Source organism: Shewanella sp. VB17, from assembly GCF_013248905.1.
GTDB lineage: Bacteria > Pseudomonadota > Gammaproteobacteria > Enterobacterales > Shewanellaceae > Shewanella.
Genome location: NZ_JABRVS010000001.1, coordinates 1,696,989 through 1,716,454 on the forward strand (window position 1 = coordinate 1,696,989; position 19,466 = coordinate 1,716,454).

The 19,466-nt window shown below is 42.6% G+C and carries 14 protein-coding genes; 8 read left to right on the forward strand and 6 right to left on the reverse strand.

The annotated features are described in order from the left end of the window. The first annotated feature begins 16 nt into the window (after positions 1–16). From HQQ94_RS07230 to HQQ94_RS07250, 5 genes are all read left to right on the forward strand, one after another. The gene (locus HQQ94_RS07230; protein ID WP_173293780.1) at positions 17–1,432 is read left to right on the forward strand and encodes a sigma-54 dependent transcriptional regulator; all 1,416 of its coding nucleotides are present in this window, start codon (positions 17–19) and stop codon (positions 1,430–1,432) included. Positions 1,433–1,489: 57 nt separating this feature from the next. Further along, positions 1,490–2,887 carry a PAS domain-containing sensor histidine kinase gene (locus HQQ94_RS07235; RefSeq protein ID WP_173293781.1) on the forward strand — a complete coding sequence of 466 codons (1,398 nt, stop codon included), beginning with the start codon at positions 1,490–1,492 and terminating at the stop codon, positions 2,885–2,887. A 308-nt stretch (positions 2,888–3,195) separates the two neighbouring features. Beyond that, positions 3,196–4,269, forward strand: a complete 1,074-nt coding sequence (locus HQQ94_RS07240; RefSeq protein ID WP_173293782.1) for an outer membrane beta-barrel protein — start codon at positions 3,196–3,198, stop codon at positions 4,267–4,269. Then, the gene (locus HQQ94_RS07245; protein ID WP_173293783.1) at positions 4,269–7,220 is read left to right on the forward strand and encodes an Ig-like domain-containing protein; all 2,952 of its coding nucleotides are present in this window, start codon (positions 4,269–4,271) and stop codon (positions 7,218–7,220) included. Before HQQ94_RS07240 ends, HQQ94_RS07245 begins: the two co-directional genes overlap by 1 nt. A gap of 604 nt (positions 7,221–7,824) precedes the next feature. After that, the gene (locus HQQ94_RS07250) at positions 7,825–8,238 is read left to right on the forward strand and encodes a MarR family winged helix-turn-helix transcriptional regulator (RefSeq protein ID WP_173293784.1); all 414 of its coding nucleotides are present in this window, start codon (positions 7,825–7,827) and stop codon (positions 8,236–8,238) included. 101 nt (positions 8,239–8,339) lie between these two features. Here HQQ94_RS07250 and HQQ94_RS07255 read toward each other — a convergent pair whose 3' ends face one another. Then, positions 8,340–9,518 (reverse strand): AAA family ATPase, encoded by a 1,179-nt coding sequence (locus HQQ94_RS07255; RefSeq protein ID WP_173293785.1) that lies wholly within the window; start codon positions 9,516–9,518, stop codon positions 8,340–8,342. A gap of 370 nt (positions 9,519–9,888) precedes the next feature. Here HQQ94_RS07255 and HQQ94_RS07260 point away from each other — a divergent pair, with 370 nt between their 5' ends. Both HQQ94_RS07260 and HQQ94_RS07265 read left to right on the forward strand, forming a co-directional pair. Beyond that, the gene (locus tag HQQ94_RS07260) at positions 9,889–10,809 is read left to right on the forward strand and encodes a TAXI family TRAP transporter solute-binding subunit (RefSeq protein ID WP_173293786.1); all 921 of its coding nucleotides are present in this window, start codon (positions 9,889–9,891) and stop codon (positions 10,807–10,809) included. A 103-nt stretch (positions 10,810–10,912) separates the two neighbouring features. After that, on the forward strand, positions 10,913–12,820 hold the full coding sequence (locus HQQ94_RS07265; RefSeq protein WP_173293787.1) for a TRAP transporter fused permease subunit: 1,908 nt from the start codon (positions 10,913–10,915) through the stop codon (positions 12,818–12,820). 285 nt (positions 12,821–13,105) lie between these two features. On the opposite strand, the gene HQQ94_RS07270 is transcribed toward HQQ94_RS07265, so the two are convergent. After that, the gene (locus tag HQQ94_RS07270; RefSeq protein ID WP_173293788.1) at positions 13,106–13,780 is read right to left on the reverse strand and encodes a cohesin domain-containing protein; all 675 of its coding nucleotides are present in this window, start codon (positions 13,778–13,780) and stop codon (positions 13,106–13,108) included. A 109-nt stretch (positions 13,781–13,889) separates the two neighbouring features. Continuing rightward, a complete protein-coding gene (locus tag HQQ94_RS07275) occupies positions 13,890–16,022 on the reverse strand; it encodes a dockerin type I domain-containing protein (RefSeq protein WP_173293789.1) in 2,133 nt (710 codons plus the stop codon). A 387-nt stretch (positions 16,023–16,409) separates the two neighbouring features. On the opposite strand from HQQ94_RS07275, the gene pdxY reads away from it, so the two are divergent. After that, on the forward strand, positions 16,410–16,733 hold the full coding sequence (pdxY, locus tag HQQ94_RS07280) for a pyridoxal kinase (protein WP_217274009.1): 324 nt from the start codon (positions 16,410–16,412) through the stop codon (positions 16,731–16,733). 185 nt (positions 16,734–16,918) lie between these two features. On the opposite strand, the gene HQQ94_RS07285 is transcribed toward pdxY, so the two are convergent. The 3 genes from HQQ94_RS07285 to HQQ94_RS07295 form a co-directional block, all read right to left on the reverse strand. Next, entirely contained in the window at positions 16,919–17,434 is a 516-nt protein-coding gene (locus HQQ94_RS07285) for a hypothetical protein (RefSeq protein ID WP_173293790.1), read from the reverse strand. A 478-nt stretch (positions 17,435–17,912) separates the two neighbouring features. Next, complete coding sequence (locus tag HQQ94_RS07290) at positions 17,913–18,488, reverse strand: class I SAM-dependent methyltransferase (protein WP_173293791.1); 576 nt, start codon at positions 18,486–18,488, stop codon at positions 17,913–17,915. A gap of 145 nt (positions 18,489–18,633) precedes the next feature. After that, entirely contained in the window at positions 18,634–19,155 is a 522-nt protein-coding gene (locus HQQ94_RS07295) for an isochorismatase family protein (RefSeq protein WP_173293792.1), read from the reverse strand. Positions 19,156–19,466: the final 311 nt, after the last annotated feature.

Consider the following 19,466-nt stretch of genomic DNA (forward strand, 5'->3'; position numbering starts at 1 on the left):
AAGATTAATAAAAAGTATGGATAAAATCCTAATTGTCGACGATAACCAAGCCGTGTGTAATGCATTGGCGTTGATGTTAGAGCTTAACGGCTTTCATCCCCTCATATGTTTGTCTCCTGAAGTGGCCCTTGAACTTATCGGTTTGCATGACATTGCCCTAGTGATTCAGGATATGAACTTTACTCAGGACACGACATCGGGCGAGGAGGGCAAAGCACTTTTTTATGCACTGAGGGAGGCTCAGCCTCAGCTGCCGATTATATTACTGACCGCTTGGACGCAAGTTGAGGTAGCGGTTGAGCTCGTCAAAGAGGGCGCAGCGGATTATATGGGTAAGCCTTGGGATGATGCTAAATTATTGACTAGCACTAATAATTTAATTTCCATGTATAGGTTATCCAAAGCCAACACTCAACTGACAAGAGTCAATAATGACCGACTGTCTGCGATTAAGGGGGCGGATTTGTGTGGCATAGTGTTTGGCAGTGGAGCAATGCAGCGCTGTGTGGATTTAGCCTTACAAATTGCTCGCTCTGACGTGTCAGTATTAATCACGGGCCCCAATGGGGCCGGTAAAGACAAGCTGGCGGATATTATTCATGCCAACTCAGCGTTAAAAAATAAAGCCTTTATTAAGGTCAATGTCGGTGCCTTACCCATGGACTTGTTAGAAGCAGAGCTATTTGGCGCTGAGGCGGGGGCATTTACTGGCGCGAATAAGACTCGTATCGGCCGTTTTGAAGCAGCCGATGGCGGCACTTTATTTTTGGATGAAATAGGCAATTTGTCCTTATCGGGCCAAATAAAATTATTGCGGGTATTGCAAACCGGAGAGTTTGAACGCTTAGGCAGTCATCAAACACGTAAGGTGCAGGTGCGGGTACTGAGCGCCACCAATGCTGTGCTGGCTGAAGATATTCGTGCGGGGCGCTTTCGAGAAGACTTGTTTTATCGCCTTAATGTTATCGAGCTTGAACTGGCACCGCTTAATCAACGACAGGATGATATTATGCCCTTGGTCGAACATTTTATTGGCAAGGATTTCTCGTTTAACAAGCAGGCTCAGCAAGCCTTGATGGCACATGCTTGGCCGGGCAATGTGCGTGAATTAGAAAATGCCTGTAAACGGGCGATGATTTTAGCAAAAAGCCGTGTATTAACTGCAGCAGATTTTGGTTTACATGCTGTGGCTGATGCTGGTCGTGTTATCGATAAGCGTGAGTCAGCTTTGCCTGACACTGGCATTAATCAGCTTGTGGTAGATAAGGCTGAATTTAATGCCATAGAATCGAGTAAAGTGGTACTTGAAAAATCGGATATTGAAGCGGCACTGGTTGAGCATGGAGGCATTATTGCTAGAGTGGCTAAGTCGTTAGGTGTGAGTCGTCAAGCCTTGTATCGGCGCATGGAAAAGTTCGGGATCGATAGATAGGAAAGTCATTGATTCGTTATTTTTATAAAGTGTAACGTAATAGAGTGTTGAGTTTTTATGGCATTGTTATCCTATTTTTCTTTACGTACCAAGCTGATTCTCGGGGCTATTTTTGCTTCTCAACTCAGTACAGGCTTGTCGCTGTTGTTAATGAAGGGGCTGGTGCATCCACAAACCTTTATCGCCAGTTCAGCTGTGGTGTTTGTACTGATATTTATCTCGGCTGGGCTCTGCGCTTGGTGTATTAGTCACTTTGCCACTCGCACTCTCGCCACCAGTCTCAGCGCGCTTGAGGTGGGCTTGCTTAACTTTAAAGACAATGACTTTAGCGTGACGCTTCCCGTTCGTGGCGATCGTCAGTTACAAGCGCTGATGACCTTGTTTAATGAATCTGCTGAAAGCTTAAGGCAAGAGCGACAATATATTTATCAGCGGGAATTACTGCTCGATAAGGTGATACAAAGCTCCCCTAATGTGATGTTACTGCTCGATGATCAGCAAAGAGTTATTTATGCTAATGATGCGGCCAGACATCTGTTTAATCAAGGCTGCCCTATTGATGGTTTTGCGCTACCGGATTTGATTGAGCGTGTCAGTGATGAATTGTCTTTAGCCCTGAACACACTCAAAGGCGGGTTATTTACCTTGCCTGTAACAGGTCAAGATGAGGATGATAGCTGGCATCTGTCTCGCGGAAAATTTATGCTCAATGGTCAGTTTCACCACTTGTTAATACTCAAGCAGATGACCCATGAACTTAATCGTCAAGAAGTGGCAGTGTGGAAGAAGGTGATACGAATTATTAGTCATGAGCTTAATAATTCTGTGGCCCCTATCACATCGATGGTCAATTCAGGGCGGATGATCACCAAAGATCTCAACGATCCTAAACTGTCGATGATTTTTGATACCATTGAAGACAGAAGCCATCACTTAAGTCAGTTTATTGCCAATTATGCCCGTTTTGCTAAATTACCTCAGCCCAAAAAAGACAAGGTAGATTGGCGTAAGTTAGTGGATCAGTTAAAGCAGCATTATTCATTTGAATTACGAGGACAATTACCGAACGAAGCTGGGTATTTTGATCTGATCCAGATGGAGCAAGTATTATTGAACTTGCTCAAAAATGCCCATGAATCAGGTTCAAACATTGATGAAGTGAACTTAAGCATTACCTCATCTCAGCCACTGAATAAGATGAACATGACTGGCACAGACTTAGATAGCAAAGGGCTGGCGATTCAAGGAACCCTCATTGAAGTGAAAGATAAGGGAGCGGGCATGTCAGCCGATGTGCTCAAACAAGCCTTATTACCTTTTTACTCGACCAAACAATCAGGTACAGGTTTAGGCTTACCTTTATGCCGTGAAATCATCGAAGCCCATGATGGACGAATAAGCTTACATAATCGCGATAATGTCGGCTTATGTGTGAGCGTGTTTTTACCGCAATAATCTAATTAACATGCGAGATCTCAGCAATAAACGAAACACGCTTACCTTAGCCATTTGAGAGTCTATTTGATCTAGTCACCGTTACATTTATAAAAAGTAAGTGTGTATTGGTTTTTTTTGATCGATTATCGAGCTTACATTGTTTTGTTTTTAGAATAATCTTACCCATAATAAAAACATCATTATCGTTTTGTTATCATAACTTTTGTGATAAGCAAAAAAATTGGCGCTAAACTTGTTATTTAATTACAATTTACCTGTTATGCAGCCAATGATGTTGCAATTAAAATTATTTAAAGGTTAATAAAATGAATAGCAAAAAAGTAAAGCTCACTTTAGTGGCATTTGTCCATGTGTGTTTGTTGCTAACATGTTCAGCTTATGTCCAAGCAACGCCAAGTGACGGCAGTGAAGATACTGCAACAGACGTTGACATGAGTCATTGGTATTTAGGCGGGAGAGCGGGTTGGGCTAATTTTCAAGATGCGTGTAATGATAATAATACCGATTGTGCTAACGACACCTTAGGGTACGGTGTTTATGGGGGTTATCAATTGACGCCTTGGTTTGCGCTAGAGACGGGGGTCACTGACTATGGTAGCCCTGATGCGTCTTATGGTCGTAATCATATTGAAGCTGACGTATTAGGCGCTCAGGTGACAGGCGTTTTCTCTTATGGATTATCAACCAATCTTGATGCGTATGCGAGAGTCGGCGCAAGCTATCAAATCATAGAAAAGCAGCGCTCATGGGCAGATGAGCAAACGTCGAATCAATGGGGAATAATATCAGCAATTGGACTTGATTATGCACTTTCTGATAACTGGTCTGTTAGGGGGGAGTACCAATTTATTGACGGTATTGGTGATGATGAAGTGATGCAAGCAGATTTACATTTCGTTTCATTGGGGCTGACTTACCGTTTTGGGCAAACTAAGCAGCCAGTTATGGTTGCAGCCCCTTTAGTCCCAGCGGTTATTCCTGTACCTAGTGTAACTACAAAGGTGGTACTAAATGGTCAGGCTTTGTTTGGTTTTGATTCTGACGTGGTTCAATCAAGTGAAGAATTGACAGCATTGGTGCAAAAAGCGGTTGATGTTAATAATGGCGCGCTGATGATAACTGGGCATACCGATAATCTTGGTCAAGCTGAATATAATCAAAAGTTGTCAGAAAAAAGGGCGCAAGCGGTGGCGAGCTATCTCAATGCTAATGGGGTCGACACGGCACGTACAAGCATCATTGGGCTTGGTGAAACAATGCCAATTGCCCCGAATACAGATCCTGTAGGCCGAGCTAAAAATAGACGTGTGGAAGTTGAGTTTACTGGCTCAGAGACAGAGGTTCAAATGCAACCTAGTAATACGAAGGAAATCAAATAATGAAGAAAATTGTTCATGTGAGCATTCTGTTATGGTGTTTTTTGCTGGCAAGTTGTGGTGGTAGTAATGGTGACAGTGGACTATTGAGTGCAGATCTTGGATTGGACTTAAGTGGCCTTCAAGTGACTCCGGTTGATCAATCAATCCCCGTTGATTTTGGTTTACAATATACCGCAACGGCCATATTGACCGATGGTAGTACCCAAGATGTGACTGCAGATCCGGCCTTGTTATGGCGTAGTAGCGATTCGACCATTGCCACGATTGACCCCAATACAGGTTTTGCTACCGGCGTGATGCCTGGTGAGGTGACCATTAGTGCGTCAGGTACTGCTAACGGGGTGGCATTTAGTCAAAGCGTGACGCTAACGGTGACTGATGTCAGTGTGACGGAATTACAAGTGACCCCTGTTTTTGCTACGGTTCCAGTCGGGTTTGAGCAGCAATATATTGCCACGGCTATTTTTTCTGACGATCATACACTTGATGTCACCACCAATCCCTCTTTGTCATGGACCAGTAGCGATCCAAGCATCGCGAGTATTGATGCCAATAGCGGTTTAGCGATAGGGTTAGTTGTAGGTGAAGTGACAATTAATGCCTCTGGTACAGCTAATGGAACGCCATTTAGTCAAAGTGTGACATTAACTGTCACAGATGCGGTCGTCACAGAATTACAAGTGACGCCTGTGGAGGCTACCGTTCCTGTCGGGTTTGAGCAGCAATACATGGCCATGGCCATTTTTTCTGATGGCCATACGCTCGATGTTACCACTCACTCTGCTTTGTCATGGAGCAGTAGCGATCCAAGTATCGCGAGTATTGGCGCTAATACCGGTTTAGCGGTTGGGCAGCGTGTAGGTGATGTGATCATTAGCGCTTTTGGTGAAGCTAATGGGTTGACTTTTACTCAAACGGCGTTATTAACCGTTACAGCCTCGTCTGTAACAGGGCTTGAGGTCTCGCCGCCGAGGATCACAGTGCCAGCAGGCTTTGAGCAGCAATATACCGCGACTGCTACGTTTTCTGATGGTCACACATTAGATGTGACCACCAATGAAGCGTTATCCTGGAGCAGTGGTAACACGAATATCGCGACGATAGATTCAAATACAGGGCTTGCAACGGCAGTAGGCATTGAGCTTGGCGATGTGGTGATAACGGCATCAGGCATTCACAATGGCGAGCAGTTCAGTGAAAGCGCCATATTGACGGTGACGAATTCTATCGTAACGGATTTGAATATTTCCCCTTTAACTATGAGTATACCAGCAGGTAGACAGCAGCCATATACCGCTATTGCCACGTTTTCAGACGAGCATACCTTAGATGTGACCACCCATGAAGTGTTATCTTGGAGCAGTGGTAATACCAATATTGCTACCATAGATCATGACACAGGATTAGCGACAGCTGTAGGCATTGAACTTGGCGATGTCACTATTACCGCTTCTGGAAGCTATCAAGGTGTAGCGTTTAGTCGAACAGCGATATTAACGGTTACGGATGCAACTGTTAATCCGGGTAGTAGTGTGGTGACTATTGAGCTAAATAGTTTAGATGGACAAACTTTTTCGTCTACTATTCCGGTGCAATTGGAAGCCACTTCCAGTTTTAGTGATGGCAGTAGTCATTCGACAACAGAAAGCAACAATGACAGATACTTTATGAGCTGGAGTATTGCTGGAAATACAAGTGCGAGAATCACTGATGAGGGATTACTAAACACCACAGGAGTTATTTCAGGTACAGCATTAACTATCACGGCTACTGGTAAGCCGTTTACTGATTATGAGGGTGAGGTGGATTCAATTATAGTGATTATATTGGATTTACCACCTGCTGCGACCGTTACTATTGATAATCGTTTTAAATCACCAGCTGTTGGTGTGACATTATACGGACAATATACGTATATACCAGCGGCTGATTCTATTGCAGAAGGTGAATCAATTATTGGTTGGGATATTGATGGAGTAGGTACTGGTATAACATGCTCTGTAATAGATGTAGCGTTAGGTCAATGTAGTTATGTCGTTAAGGATGATGATGCTGGTAAGTTGATACAGTTTTGCGTTACACCTGTTAATTCTAATGGTTCTAGCGGTGTCAAAGTTTGTGATGATATAATTGCTACTTCAGTAAAATATAGCGGGAATTTTAATTTATTTGAAACTATTAATGCAGATTTAGTCGGATATTCAAGTAATATAGAAACTCGCTGGGGAGTCACTTCATCTTTTGGTATTCAAGATCTGCAAACGACAGGGTTAACATATAAAATAGAGTATCGACCTCTACTAGGGTTTACACAATTAGCAAATGCTATAGTGAGTCAGGATATTGAGTTTTGTGTAAAAGATCTTGATAAAGGCTATAACGAATATTGCCGTCGAGTTTCTAAAGATACATCAGAACAATTCTTGACTATTAGTGATGGCACTTTTGTTGGCGGTGGTATCATTAATCGATACAACAAGCCTAAAGGAGTTGCTCCTGCTACCGTGTATTCTGACACGACAACGGGCCTTAAGTTTATGAGGCCGCTAACGCCAGAAGAATCTGTTTTTGTTGGTGTTACAGCTGATAGTACAGTTGGCGATAGTAATGTGACGATAGGTCATTATAGTCTAGCTAACGCAATGCAATTATGTTCTTTGTTAGCGGTTGATGGTGGTGGGTGGCGCTTACCTACTTTTGACGAGCTTCGTAATTTTAATACTAATTTACCTACTTATAACAATCTGGTTGTAGGAAGCACACCACCAACTACATTATCTTCGTTGAAATATGAACTTGGTTGGCAGGGGGTGCGCTCACCGTGGAGTGGTATTGGTGAATCTTTGCGGTCATCGGATGGCAGACTATATAGTGTTACTCCTAATGCAGAAGGAGAAGTTTCAATTGTTGATCAAGATAATAAGTTTTTCGCCGTAAGTTGCGTTAAGTGATTATATGAAATTGGAGTACCTTATTTGATCAAAGTGGCCACTTTTTGCTTTTATCAAGTAATGACTATTTATAGAGTTGTTTAATTTAAAAGTAACACGAAATAGCGGGCTTCTTTCATTGTATAACTTAGCCTTAGAGTAATGCTGAAGCTCGCGATTAATTAATATAGTACCTATAATAAGTCAGTAAAAAATCCAGACAAATTAACTTTTGTACTGGATTTTTTGACTTTTAATTGATTTTTTTAGCGTGTCTTCATAAGCCGAGAGTGGGTAAATGAACATCGTAGGATCTAAGTTAGAACGAATGAAGCCACATTGTTCATAAAAGCTCTCTTTTCCTGCAATAGATTGAAGAAATAGCGCATTAACGTCAACATCTCAGATGCTTCTTTCTCTAAGTTCTGATGACTGCTCTGAAAGTGGCTGCTCCGAAAGTGACAGACAGCTGAACGGTATCGATTTAGTAAGTAACTTACTTAACATGGGCTCGGGTTAAGCAAGGCCATTCACATCCATCATATTTTCAAATACTTGATAAATACTTTAGTAATCAAGTATTTATCACATGTTCTTTGTCTATATTTTCGGCGGTGAGGTTTTTATGAACACGATTTTACTGGTGACACAGCAAGCACATATCGGCTCTCTTTTGAGTAAAAAACTGGATCTTTCCCTGAGTGTACATGGGATTAACTTTACCGAATTTACTCTTATGTATCATTTACAGCAGGCGCAAGATAACAAACTTAGCCGCATTGCTTTGGCTGAAAAAGTGGCACTCACAGCGTCGGGAGTGACACGGGTATTAGCCCCTATGGAGAAAATCCATTTGGTGACCAAACAAAGTAACCCGAGGGATGCACGGCAAAGCCTCGTGGTGTTAACGAAGGCCGGTGAAGAGATTTTACAAGATGCACTCGTCACGGTTAAACAGACGAGTGACATGATATTTTCACTATTGGATCAACAGGAATTATCCACGCTACTCACGCTGCTAAATAAACTTAAATGCTGACAGTATTTGAACTGGATCAAAATATAAAGATGACCAAAGGATATGGAATTAAATTATGAGTAAGGTCGATTACAGGCAAGCCCTGATAGTTAATCTGTAAGTTAAGTACGGCTTTGCCAATGCCAACTTGGTGTGCTGAGCAAATCTTGCCCGCGTATTTGGGTTTGGCCTAGTTGCTTATCGAGTTCGATCAAATTGCAATGTTCGAATTCATTGATGGCATTGATGAGGCGGTTGGAATGCGAGACTATCCATAATTGACACTGCTCTGATGTCCTTGCGATGAGACGTGCAAGGGCGGGCAGTAAATCTGGATGTAAACTGGTTTCTGGCTCATTGAGCACCATGAGTTCTGGTGGTCTAGGGGTTAACAAGGCAGCGATCAGTAACAGGTACCTTAGGGTGCCATCTGATAACTCCGCTGAGTTTAAAGGACGCAGTAGCCCTGTTTGATAGAAATGAATACAAAACATACCATTGCATTCATATTCAATATGCACATTGGCCCCAGGAAAGGCATCGCTGACAGCGGCGTCAAACCCCTCTCTATCACCCACTTCGAATATGGTTTGAATGGCTGAAGCCAGATCTCTGCCATCGTGATGTAGCACTGGGGTGCGGGTACCTAATTGTGGTTGACGAGCTGGGGCATCACTGTCACTACGAAAGTGATCGTAAAATCGCCAAGCGCGAATACTGTCACGTAGTTTGATGACTTCTGGGGTGCGATCAGGATCGGCAAACTCACTAAAAATACTATCACTGAGTTGCATTTTTTGACTTAAGGTTTGCCAGCCTGCTTGCTTATTTTGCTCTGCACGACTTTTGACTAAAGGACCTCGGCGTTCTACTAATACGGCGGCTGGGCGGTATTTATTACCCACCCAAATCGCTTCACGTTTTATTTGGGGATCTTGACTAAATAAAGAGGGTGAAGGAATGGGAAGACCCAGCTCGATAAGATAACTGTATTCATCACTGGCAAACCCAAGTTTAAGTCGTTTAGGGCGCTGCCGCACCGTGGGTTCGATGGGAGTTTCACCTCTGTGCATACCCTTGGTGATGTTTTCTGGGCCCGCCCAGAAGCTAGAATCTAGCCCACCTTCCAATGCTAACGCGTGTACGACGCCACCTTGAGCTGTTTGCGCTAATAGACGCAGTGCTTTATAGAGATTTGATTTGCCACTTCCATTGGCCCCAGTGATCACATTAAGTCGTTCAAGAGGAACACGGATATCACGCAGTGAACGGTAATTTTGAATGGCTAATGTGGTCAGCATAAAGGTTTTTATTTATGTGGATTATTGGTAGCTGATAGTGCCATTTTTTTGTATTTAGAGCCATAAGCCAGTGGAGTTAATGAAGCCGAATTAATATGATCTAATAGAAAATTAATGAACTGATTGTTAATTTTTTATTATTAATCAATGTTTTGTTGGTTTGTGCTGGTTGAAGTATAGAGGTATGAATTACTGCCTATACTAAAGGCTAATTTATAGTACATGCTAGTTGGCACTTTTGAATGAGTGTGTTGGACAAGTATTTAGCGCTTGGCTACCTTGACATTGACTTGGCCTTAAGTGAACATCAGTGGCTAAAATAACTAACAGGTTTTCAATAAAAACCGATCACAGCAAATTAGGGGACCTTATGTTCTATCGCACGCTGACACTTGCTTTATTGTTTGTTTTATCTTCGGCAGTGAGTGCTGAAAATTATTCTATTGGTACTGGTGGGCAAAGTGGGGTGTATTATCCATTTGGTGGTGCATTAGCTAAGGTATGGTCTGAAAAGGTCCCAGATGTCAATGTGAAAGCTGAGGTGACCGCCGCATCGGTTGAAAACACCATTAAGGTTGTACGTGGTGATTTGATTGCCGGTATTGCCATGGGGAATGTGGTACTCGATGCTTATAATGGTGAGGGTAAATTTAAAGGTAAGCTGCCCGTAAAAACCTTGTTCGCACTTTATCCTAACTTGGTGCACACGTTGACGTTACAGAATTCTGGTATCAAATCATTAGCCGATCTTAAGGGCAAGCGTATTTCGCTCGGTGCACCCGCAAGTGGTACGGCAGTAACATCTGCCGCGTTACTTAAGTCTATCGGCATCGATGTAAAAAAAGATATCGATGCTGTTTACCTTAACTATGCAGAAACGACTAATGCCTTGGCCAATGGCCAAATAGATGCGGGCTTTATCGTTGGCGGACAAGGTGTGGGTGCGGTGACTCAGGTTGCCTTGACGCATAACATCACTATTTTGCCTATTTCAGAGCAAGAAAGTACGGCATTTATTAATGCATTTCCTGCCTATAGCAGCTATACCATTCCTGCTGATACGTATAATAAGGTGGCGGCAGTGTCGACATTGAGCGTATGGAATGTATTAGTGGTTAACGCCAATATGAGTGATGATATGGCGTATAACCTGACTAAGGCAGCATTTGAAAATATAGAACAGGTGCGCAAAGTGGTAAAATCTGCCGATGTGACAACCCCTGAAAATGCCCATCGCCTTCAAGGTGTACCTTTGCATGCTGGTGCGCAAAAATATCTTGATTCTCTTTGATCACATATTAGAGACAAGGTTGAGGGCGTGATCCTCAATCCTGTCTCATTCCAGTCTTAATTTTTCTACTCAATATCAAAAATAATAATAAGAGGATAAAAATATGGCTCCTCAATCAGAGCTTAGTGCCGTGGATGATCCTATTCTAAAGGGGACTCAAGCGCGAGTGATTAAATACTTTGGCTATGCCATTTTAATGTTAGCGGTCGCGCTGTCTGCATTTCAAATTTGGCAAGGGATCACCTCGAGCCTTTCTGCTACCTACTTTAGGCCTGTGCATCTTTGTTGGGTATTAGTGCTGATTTTTTTACATTATCCACTGATAAAAAATCGAGAGAGCAAATTATACCTGCCGGGGAGAGTGTTTGATCTGGCACTGTGTGGGCTCGCTCTGTTCGCCGCTTACCGACTGTCGATATTTGATTACAATGATATTGATCATCTACTTTATGGGCTAGGGATGCCAGACTTAGCTGCGGGTGGCGTACTGTTATTACTCTTAATGGAGGGCTGTCGACGCACCGTTGGTTGGGTTATGGTATTTATTGCTGCTATTTTTCTTTCCTATAGTGCTTTTGGCGATCTGTTGCCCAGTGGGCTTGCGACTAAATCGTATTCGCTACAGGAGCTGATTCAGTTTCAGATCTATTCGGCTAATGGGGTGTTTGGCTCTGCGCTAGGTATTGCCGCCACGACCGTGTTTATTTTTGTGCTCTTTGGGGCATTTTTAGAAGTCACGGGAGCGGGCAAGTTTTTTATCGACTTGGCGTTTTCTATTGCGGGTCAATATCGTGGCGGTCCTGCTAAAGCAGCCGTATTAGCGTCGGCGGGGTTAGGTTCTATTTCCGGATCTGCGATTGCCAATACCGTTACCACGGGCTCAGTGACGATCCCGATGATGAAACAGTTAGGTTATAAACCTGAGCAAGCGGCCGGAATCGAGGCTGCTGCGTCCACAGGCGGACAGATCATGCCGCCTATTATGGGGGCGGGGGCGTTTGTGATGGCGCAATTTACCGGCGTTCCCTACAGTGAGATCATGCTTGTCTCTATTGCGCCTGCTATTCTCTATTTCTTTTGTACGCTACTTTATGTGCACTTGATGGCCTGCAAACTCAACCTTAAAGCTGCAAGTCGCAGTGAAGCTGTTATTAGCGTCATGAAGCAAGGGGCACATCATTTGATACCACTTGCGTTAATTACCACGTTATTGATGATGGCGTATTCACCTTTGCTGGTTGGGGTTGCGGGGTGCGCTGCTATTTTAGTGACAGCTGCCTTACGTCAACACAGTCGCATAGGCTTAACTAAGTTTATTGCCGGAATGAAAAGTGGTGCCTTGATGGCATTGCCTATCTCTGCGGCTTGTGGCGCTGCAGGCATCATTGTCGGTGTGGTAGGACAAACGGGGATCGGTTTGCAGTTTACTCAGTTTGTGATGGCGTTTTCAGGTGGTTATATGCTGGTGGCATTGGGCCTTATCAGTATTGTGGCACTGGTGTTAGGGATGGGCTTACCCGTTACTGCGGCCTATATCGTATTGGCCGTGATGGCCGTTCCCATGCTAGGTGATTTTGGCTTGCCGCTGTTAACTGCGCACCTCATCGTATTTTGGTTATCGCAAACCTCTAATGTGACGCCTCCCATTGCACTGGCGGCATTTGCTGGTGCTGGAGTGGCCAATGCCAATCCAATGAAATCGTCGGTAGAAGCGTTTAAGTTAGCGGGCGGCTTATTTATTATTCCTATTATGATGGCGTATACGGATCTGTTAAATCCAGATGCGGGTGTCATGGCATTTGCATTTTCTGTGGTGCAAACGCTGGCGATTATAGTCGCTATCGCCATTACGATTGAAGGGTATTTACTGCGAGTCATGTCGAAGTTTGAGCGAATTTCAGCTTTGATAACGGTGCCTATGTTGTTGTTTAATCCATTCGATGCCGGCTTTGTCGGGATACTTATCATCCTAGGTTTGATAGTGATTCAATGGAAGCAAAGAGATAGCTAATGATTAAGTTGCTGAGTGCTTTAATGATGAGTGTATTTATCTAGCTAAGCCGAGTTCAGGCTAGCTAGGCGTTATGGAAACGTGTGCCTTCATGGTTACCTATCACCTAGGGTGGGTGCCGTGTAAGGCCTTGTATTTGCCGGACATACATAATACCCCATAGCCTTATGGGGTCGACTCTGATAATGAGCCAGTCTCTCCTTCGAAAAATATCACCATGTGAAACCTCACCTTACTTTTATTAATATAGAGTCAAAGTAAAGCATCCTTGCTTCGACTTGAGGTTTATATCGCTTTTGCTTGTAAGCTTTTTTTACGTCTCATCAATACAGTGCGCATAACCATTCCTATAACAAATAAGATGGCCAGTACTTTGCTGATTAGCTGCATGGTTTGCTGATTTAGCTCTGTGCTGCTTGGCTTTGCGGGCACTTGATAATTAGCTTTGAAATCGAGTGAAATTGCTGGACCCAATGCTAAGTCGACACTTTGGCCGTCGCGAGTGCCAAACTCAGCACTGTTAATGACAATTGTGCCAGCCCCAGCTTTGTCAGAGGAGGTAAAAAACAATCGTGCGATTTGACCGTGACCATTGACATCTTTGGCGGGACTGACTTGACTGACGACATAGTTAATGACCCCAGTATTGGTGTCTGCGGTATTGTTAAGGGTAAAAAAGTTGTCAGTATCAAAAAAGTGACCATCGCTGATTTGTAGCCCAGCTTTGTCATCATGACTATCGATTAAGCTGAACATATTTGCTGTGTATGCAATTTCAAACTGCACGCCATAGACATCAGGTGCGCCACTGACTAACACATCAAGATAAAACTCACTGCCAGTTTTAATTTGCTGCGAAGGAGTCGATAAATAAACCTGTCCCTCACTGGCTATTACAGGTAGGCAGTAAATCAGTAACAGCAAGATTGAGCATAGTTTTGTCAGGTATCTGTTTTTCATGAGTATCCTTTTCATCAATGATAAAAAAGCTGGAAATCCTAACTTCACATTCGATCTGCAGCCTTGATAGCTTGCTTAAGTTACTTCTTTTAGTTGCTACTTAATTGGCCTACCAGCTCTGAGGGCCTTGTTTACCAAAGTTGCTGCCCAGTAAAGATAAGTCCTGAATATTGATTTGATTGTCACGGTTAAAATCGGCTGCCGAGGTGTAAGGGGCACCATCGGATTTTTGGCTGCGATAGGCGGCTAATAGCATGGTTAAATCGGCGATGTCTATGCTATTATCGCCGTTACAATCTCCGCCGAGCAGGGTCACCATGCCAAGGTCGGTGTCTTGATGATCGGCGTCTAATTGCAGTTGTTTCTCGCCAGTTAGAAAGCCTTGGACTTCGACTCTAATGGTTACTTCACCGGGCCGAGTTTTAAGATGAAAGCTGCCATCGGCCTCAACCTCACGTACTTGACCATTTATCAATATACGCACATTGTCATAGTTGCCATCGATACCCAAACTTGCCACATTGCCGCTTATATTCAGCGCTTTTTTCACCGTAATGCTGTAGTCAGTAGAGCTATTTAACAATAGCTGGCCTTGTTGACCGGAAAATTGTGCCGTGAGTGTAAGGTCTATGGTGCCAACCTGCTCTGCGACATAGCTGACAGTGGCGAAGGTGCCAGAGCCTGTGACTGCGGGAGCGGGTTCCATTAGCGTGAGTGCCCCTTGCCATTGAGTGTCAGTCACTGTACTGGGTAGGCCGATACGCTTATCTTCAGCAAAAAAATCCCCATATTGGCTATCTGTGAATCTAATCATACCCGCTTCATTTGCGGTTAACATGCCATCAATACCATAGAGCTCATGACCGCTGACGATTACATCTAAGCTAACTTGCTCCCCCTCATACAAGGTTTGTGGCAAAGGTGCGAGGGTCATACTGACCGACTCATCGCTCCGGTAGCGCTGGGCGTAAATATCAGAGTCATAACTATCACCATCTTGAACCATACTTTCCCAGATAATAACAAAGTCACCGTTAGATAGACCTGTGATGCCCTGATTACCTTGACTACCTGTGGTGTCACTATTGACCAGAAAGGCTACACCATTGGGAGAACCGTCAGGGTGATAGCTCTGGGCATAAATGTCATACTCCCAGTCATCATCATTTCGGTCACGACTCATCCAAGCAATAGCCGTGCCCCCGTTAGAAAAGCTACTAATCGTTGGCATATATATGACCGCTGTAGCATCAGTATGGACCAAAAATTCTGCACCATCAGGGGAGCCGTCAGCTTGGTAGCGTTGGGCATGAATGCTTCGACTATCAACATCTGGATTAGAGTTTAACCAAGTAATAATAAAACCACCGTTAGTCAGCTTGCTGATACTTGAACTGAATACAACACTTGTAGTGTCAGTGTTGACTTGAAACTCTGCTCCATCAGGAGTTCCATTAGCTTGATAGCGCTGAGCATAAATCCCCTTGTTATTTATAGAAGAGTCCCAAGCAATCACAAAGCTACCATTAATCAAACCGCTGATATTCTGACCATGTTGGTAACCCATGGTATTGGTATTGACCTGAAATATTGCTCCAGTAGGGGAACCATCGACTTGGTAGCGCTGTGCATAAATATTACTACTCTCCCCCCAAGCAATCACAAAGCCCCCATCACTCAGGTTGCTTACTGTCGAACCGTATTGTGGAGCTGTGGTATTAGTATTGACGAGAAACATTGCGCCATTAGGGGATCCATCAGCTTGGTAGCGTTGAACATGAGTATAAGGATCTAGACCACCATTATCCCAAACAATCACAAAGCCCCCATCACTCAGGCTACTGACAGACGGAAAATATGCACCATGGGTAGCGTCACTATTGACCTGAAACTCATCACCATCAGGGGTACCGTTAGCGTGATATCGCTGGGCATAAATGGCATCCCCATTTGGATCACCTTCCGACCAAACAATCACAAAGCCGCCGTTAGTCAAGTTACTGATAACAGGGTCACCTGGGTGGCCAGCTGTATTGGTATTGACTCTAAATGGCACACCGATAGGAGATGCTGCATAGCCAAGGATAGGAATACCTAATAAGAGGAGAATAGTTAGATGTTGGAGAACTAACTTAGCCCTTTGGAAAAGTAACCAGATTTTTCCTCTTAGAGTTGTAAGCATAAGGGTTAACTTAATCATGACTTGATGTAACGAAAAAACGCATCGATATTGAAATAACATAGTACTTTCCTCGCTGTTAGTTAATTCAGTTAAAATTGGGTACTCACTTAGCAGAGAAAAGCTTTTCTGCTATTAGCTTGCCGACTGGTGGATAGTATTATCTTTTTATCTTGATGTTTTTTCTTATGAAACTAGAAACGTTGCTGAGAAATGGTAGTACAAATGATAGCGTTAGCAACTCAGCCAAATCAAAGAGATACCCTTGCTTTAAATTAGTGAGTGTCGGTGTCGCAGATAGTGGGTAACATATTTTAAGTATCTTGTTAAGATAGGAGCATTTGGCTATTTCTTTATTTTCTTAAATAAGATTAACCCTTGGTTTTTCAAGGGTTATCGTTTAATTTAGGACACATAAACCTTACTCTGTCTTTTAATTATGGTGATGTTATGAAACGTGTTCTTTCCATTCAATCTCATGTAGTGTTTGGTTGTGCAGGCAATAGTGCAGCGGTCTTTCCAATGCGAAGAATGGGAATAGAAGTGTGGCCAATTAACACGGTGCAGTTTTCAAATCACACGCAATATCAACAAGGCTGGAAAGGCATCGCCATGCCTGCAGGCCATATTTCAGAATTGCTTGATGGCCTGTCAGCCATTGAAGCCACAACAATGTGTGATGCGATCTTAAGTGGTTACTTAGGATCCGCCGCGCAAGGCCAAGAAATTATGACGGCGGTTAAAAAAATAAAACAAGATAACCCCAATGCGTAATGGTCAAGTTTTTCTGCTCATGATAAACAGCTTTAAGATTTTGCTTATTTTAAGCTGTAAGTCTCTACAGTTTCATTAGACCATTACACATGCCACTCATAGTTAAAATAGTTGGTTAAAATAAGTGATGACGAAGCCAAAACCAACTGTTATTTATCCTTTTGAGTGACTTGTTAACTGGCTTTTTACTGCTCAAATCTTTTTTCATCATCGATCATACAGGCTTCAATTTTTTTGGGGTGATTTGTTTTATCAATAACCCAACATTCTTCATAAATAGAGCAATAACAAAGCTCTATACTTATTGAACCATCGGCTATCACAAGCGCTTTTGTATTCTCTCCTTTGTAATAAACTGGAGTAATGCTGTTTTGAGGTGATAATGTACGATTACTAATATGTGATTGTATAATACTTTTGAAAGGCTCGATTTCTTTCCACATTTTGATGGGGTTTCCGCCATATTGAATCTTTGCATATTTTATTAGAGCCGGACCCGTACCATTGTTCGTAATCCCGTAACTAAATGAATTTCCGTTAAAACTTCTGAATATTTCCAACCTTGGCCAAACAGATGCTCTTGCATATTCACGATCAACATATGCCGAATAAATTGAAGTGACAGCAGTGACAACCCCTATCAAAAGAGCAGATAAACCTACTATCATCTCAGGACTTTTATACCACTTAATGTTATCCATTATTTTTAATAATCCTTAACTAAAATAGTGACAGATAAGAAGCTAGTTAATGTTTTGTGCAACTTGTTGAACGAAGTCGCTCAGCGGCAGAAAAGATAAAAAGTCTCTTTGCTTGCTCACCCTAAGTACTTTCTAAAGGCGGCTCAGCTTGGTCGTATCTTAAGAGTATTATTTCATATAACAGGGAGGAAGCATACCCGAACAACACTTTCATTCTCTTTATTAACAATACCTTACCAACTTAACATTACAAGGCAAGCGACCCGCGACTATCGATGCATATAGCCGTGCAGTACGCCGTCAACTTTATTTGACGGCTGTTCTGACAGCCTTTCAATCGATGATTTGAAGCGTTATTTTACTTCCCTCATCGAGTCACATACGTTCTGTTATTTGCTATTAAGGTACAATTTCTCACTAGCTCGGGCTTGTTCAACACTTGGGATAAGGTAGCAGCTTCGAGTGGCGTATCTTTATGTTATATGATTTTACGCGCTATTATGTGACTTGCGTTACTTAGAATCCCCGACATTGTTGAACTTTCAACTGCCTTAGATAACTCTATATTGAACCCATCGAGCATACCTTCAAGTTCACTTTGCTGACTATGCCACATTGGAACACCTGCACCTGAAGTAAACCTAAGACTTTTGTCAGAACAAAACTCAGCTAAATAAAGAACACCATTAGGTTGTAGAACTCGACGAAGTTCTTTTAATAGTTTCTTGCGAGCATACTGGCTAGGAATACACGTGAATACTGCACACGTAATTATCGAATCAAACTCATGGTCAGGAAACGGTAATATGCTATCTGAAATGGGACGTAAATCTAGATACGGATATTCATTTAAGCCTCTTTTTATCATTTCCATCGAAGAGTCTACCCCGATTAAATGGCTGTAGCCTAGCTGATTAAGTTGGTTTGTAATGCGACCATACCCGCAGCCAAAATCAAGGACTTTATTTCTTTTAGATCCCGTAGTAACAAAATCCTCAATAGAAATTTCAAGATTGAAGTCAACTTCCTCTGCTATATTATCCCATTCGCTCAATGAGTTACTCCATTAATGATTTACGTCCAATTAACGGGCAAAAAATTGTTGGTTAAAATTAGTGACAACGAAACCAAAGCCAACTTTTTTGCCCTTATTCAACACTTTGGATAAGGTCGCGGCTGCGCGCGTGCTATCTTTATTTTTAGTCCGCTGTGAACTCTTGCGTGGAGACGAGTGAAATTTTTGGATGCTTTGACAAAGTAAAGTGATGGTGGTCAATGATTGATAATGCATCCAAATGAGGTTTGCTGTGAGTTGTATGGGCATCACCTATCAAGGTAACTTGATAACCTCGACTAGCTGCGCTAAACGCTGTTCGATCAATGCAGAAGTCCGTTGAGTAACCACAAATAATTACATGCTCAATGCCTTCTTCATCTAAATAAGCACTTAGGTCTGTACCATTAAATGAGTCTGGAGACTTTTTCCTGATTTTGACAGCAGAACCCATACTATTCAGACCAGCAACAATTTTCCAAGCATCACTCTCAGGCTCAAGTACTCCCGGAATTTCATGTTGTATGAACACCGTTTTATGTTTACGAGAGTTCGCATAACTAATAAGTTTACTCATATTTTCAATAACATTTTCGGATAAATACGGAGGGTTACTTGAGCCAAAAACTCCATTTTGTGCATCCACTACTAAAAGTGCTGATATCATATAATCTCCTTTGAAGGCTAACACTTAAATAAACCACGCGGTGTTATTTTTTGCTGAACAATATCTTACCAACTTAACTCAGCAAGGCAAGCGACCCGTGACTATTGATGGAGACAACCGTGCAGTAACCAGGGCAAGATCGCGAACGTTTTTTGAACGATACTGAATATATTTGACCGTGATTCTACTTTGTGATCTTATACTCCCTTTTAGTGGAAGTGTATGATAGACCTTAATTCCTTTGACGTAAAATCCATAGACAAATAAAATCCATAGAAAATAAATCCATAGACAGCCATCATAAATAAATC

Coding starts and splice junctions, on each gene's coding strand:
- HQQ94_RS07230 (WP_173293780.1), top strand. CDS start 17: ATGGATAAAATCCTAATTGTCGACGATAACCAAGCCGTGTGTAATGCA.
- HQQ94_RS07235 (WP_173293781.1), top strand. CDS start 1,490: ATGGCATTGTTATCCTATTTTTCTTTACGTACCAAGCTGATTCTCGGG.
- HQQ94_RS07240 (WP_173293782.1), top strand. CDS start 3,196: ATGAATAGCAAAAAAGTAAAGCTCACTTTAGTGGCATTTGTCCATGTG.
- HQQ94_RS07245 (WP_173293783.1), top strand. CDS start 4,269: ATGAAGAAAATTGTTCATGTGAGCATTCTGTTATGGTGTTTTTTGCTG.
- HQQ94_RS07250 (WP_173293784.1), top strand. CDS start 7,825: ATGAACACGATTTTACTGGTGACACAGCAAGCACATATCGGCTCTCTT.
- HQQ94_RS07255 (WP_173293785.1), bottom strand. CDS start 9,518: ATGCTGACCACATTAGCCATTCAAAATTACCGTTCACTGCGTGATATC.
- HQQ94_RS07260 (WP_173293786.1), top strand. CDS start 9,889: ATGTTCTATCGCACGCTGACACTTGCTTTATTGTTTGTTTTATCTTCG.
- HQQ94_RS07265 (WP_173293787.1), top strand. CDS start 10,913: ATGGCTCCTCAATCAGAGCTTAGTGCCGTGGATGATCCTATTCTAAAG.
- HQQ94_RS07270 (WP_173293788.1), bottom strand. CDS start 13,780: ATGAAAAACAGATACCTGACAAAACTATGCTCAATCTTGCTGTTACTG.
- HQQ94_RS07275 (WP_173293789.1), bottom strand. CDS start 16,022: ATGTTATTTCAATATCGATGCGTTTTTTCGTTACATCAAGTCATGATT.
- pdxY (WP_217274009.1), top strand. CDS start 16,410: ATGAAACGTGTTCTTTCCATTCAATCTCATGTAGTGTTTGGTTGTGCA.
- HQQ94_RS07285 (WP_173293790.1), bottom strand. CDS start 17,434: ATGGATAACATTAAGTGGTATAAAAGTCCTGAGATGATAGTAGGTTTA.
- HQQ94_RS07295 (WP_173293792.1), bottom strand. CDS start 19,155: ATGATATCAGCACTTTTAGTAGTGGATGCACAAAATGGAGTTTTTGGC.